General features: G+C 71.1%; 2 protein-coding genes and 1 pseudogene. 2 read left to right on the top strand and 1 reads right to left on the bottom strand.

Annotated elements, in window-relative coordinates; translation table 11 throughout:
- Nucleotides 1–130: pseudogene (locus tag AC6EI8_RS26375) on the bottom strand (helix-turn-helix domain-containing protein); the annotation flags it as partial.
- A 140-nt stretch (nt 131–270) separates the two neighbouring features.
- Here AC6EI8_RS26375 and AC6EI8_RS26370 point away from each other — a divergent pair.
- Complete coding sequence (locus tag AC6EI8_RS26370) at nt 271–1050, top strand: DUF899 domain-containing protein (RefSeq protein ID WP_150083898.1); 780 nt, start codon at nt 271–273, stop codon at nt 1048–1050.
- A 76-nt stretch (nt 1051–1126) separates the two neighbouring features.
- Nucleotides 1127–1704: DUF2182 domain-containing protein (locus AC6EI8_RS26365; RefSeq protein ID WP_498383374.1), on the top strand; the 578-nt coding region annotated here is incomplete at its 3' end.

The following is a 1704-nucleotide window of genomic DNA, read 5'->3' as shown; positions in this document are numbered from 1 at the left end:
CGAGCTGCGCCATGGCGATGCCGCGCAGCGCGAGCGCCGGGGCGTCCTCACGCAGGGCGACGCAATTGAGCGCCCCGAGCGGGTCACCGACCGCCAGCGCGCGGGCCGCTGCCGAGATCGTCGGGTCCATTCGAATCACGCCACACTTGTCACTCCCTCCCTGTCGAAGCCGGCGCCTAATCTAGCACGAGGATCAACCGACCCGGCGTGCCGCTGCCGCGCTGCACGACAGCTTGGCGGCCCACGCCACGTCCACATGGAGGAAGCACGATGACAACCCACCCCACCGCCACCCGGGAACAATGGCTGGCCGCCCGCCTGGAACTGCTCGAGGCCGAGAAGGCCCTGACGCGACGCAGCGACGAGATCGCGCGCCAGCGGCAGGCGCTGCCCTGGCTGCGGATCGACAAGACCTACCGCTTCGACACCGACGACGGCCCCGCGACGCTGGCCGACCTGTTTCGCGGCCGCTCGCAGCTGTTGGTCTACCACTTCATGTTCGGGCCCGATTACAAGGCCGGCTGCCCGTCGTGCTCCGCGATCGCCGACGGCTTCAACGGCTTTGCGGTCCACCTCGCCAACCACGACGTCGCGCTGACCGCCGTGTCCCGCGCGCCCCTTGTCAAGCTGCAGGCCTACAAGCACCGCATGGGATGGACCTTCCCGTGGGCGTCGTCGGACGACAGCGACTTCAACGCCGACTTCCACGTCTCCTTCACGACCGCGCAGCAGCGCGATGGCGACATCGAATACAACTACCGCCGCGAGCCCGCGGTGCGGGGATGGCGCCGCAACATGGAAGGCGGCGGCCAGGCGGCGGAAGACCAGGTCGCCGCGATGTGCGGCACCGACACGGCGACCTTCCACCGCGACCGGCCGGGCCTGAGCGCCTTCGTGATGGAGGACGGCGTGGTCTATCACACCTACTCGGCGTATGCGCGCGGGCTGGACGGGCTGTGGGGCATGTACCAGTGGCTGGACCGCGCGCCGAAGGGTCGCAACGAGACGGGTGTCTGGTGGCGCCGCCATGACGAGTACGGCGAGCGCTGAGCGGGGGCGTTGCTGCGCGGGCCCCGGGCCGGCGCGCAGGGACGGGAGCCGGCGGGTTTTCTTCGGCGTCTGCGCGGTGCTGTTCTGCCTCGGCACGGCGGCCACGGTGTCGCTGCATGGCACGCTGCATGACGCGATGCCGTCGATGGCGGCCACGCCGATGCCCGGCGGCTGGACGCTGTCGATGGCGTGGACGCCGATGTGCGGGCAGACCTGGGCCGGCGCCGCGGCGGCCTTCGTCGGCATGTGGACTGTAATGATGGTGGCGATGATGCTGCCATCGGTGGCGCCGGCGCTGTGGCGCTATCGGGTGGCCGCCGAAGCAACCGGGCGCGCGACGTGGCTGACGCTGGTCGCGGCGGTGGCCTACTTCCTGGTGTGGACCGCGCTGGGATTGGGGGTCTTCATCCTCGGTGCGATGCTGGTCGCGCTCGCGCTGCAGTGGCCGACGCTGGCGCGGGCCATGCCGGCCCTCGCCGGCCTGGTGGTGCTCACGGCCGGCGCCCTGCAATTCACCGCGTGGAAGGCTCGCTTGCTGGATCGCTGCCGGCACGCGTCCATGCGAGCGACTGCGCAGAACGCGGGGGCTGCATGGCGGCATGGCCTCGGCCTCGGCCTGCACTGCATCCAGTGCTGCGCCGGCGCGACGGCGAG

This window comes from Cupriavidus sp. R6-3 (assembly GCF_059772245.1).
This window is presented reverse-complemented; position numbering and strand designations above follow the sequence as displayed.

What these genes read in the sequence shown, in the direction of transcription:
- AC6EI8_RS26370 (WP_150083898.1), top strand. Translation starts at nt 271, where the DNA reads ATGACAACCCACCCCACCGCCACCCGGGAACAATGGCTGGCCGCCCGC.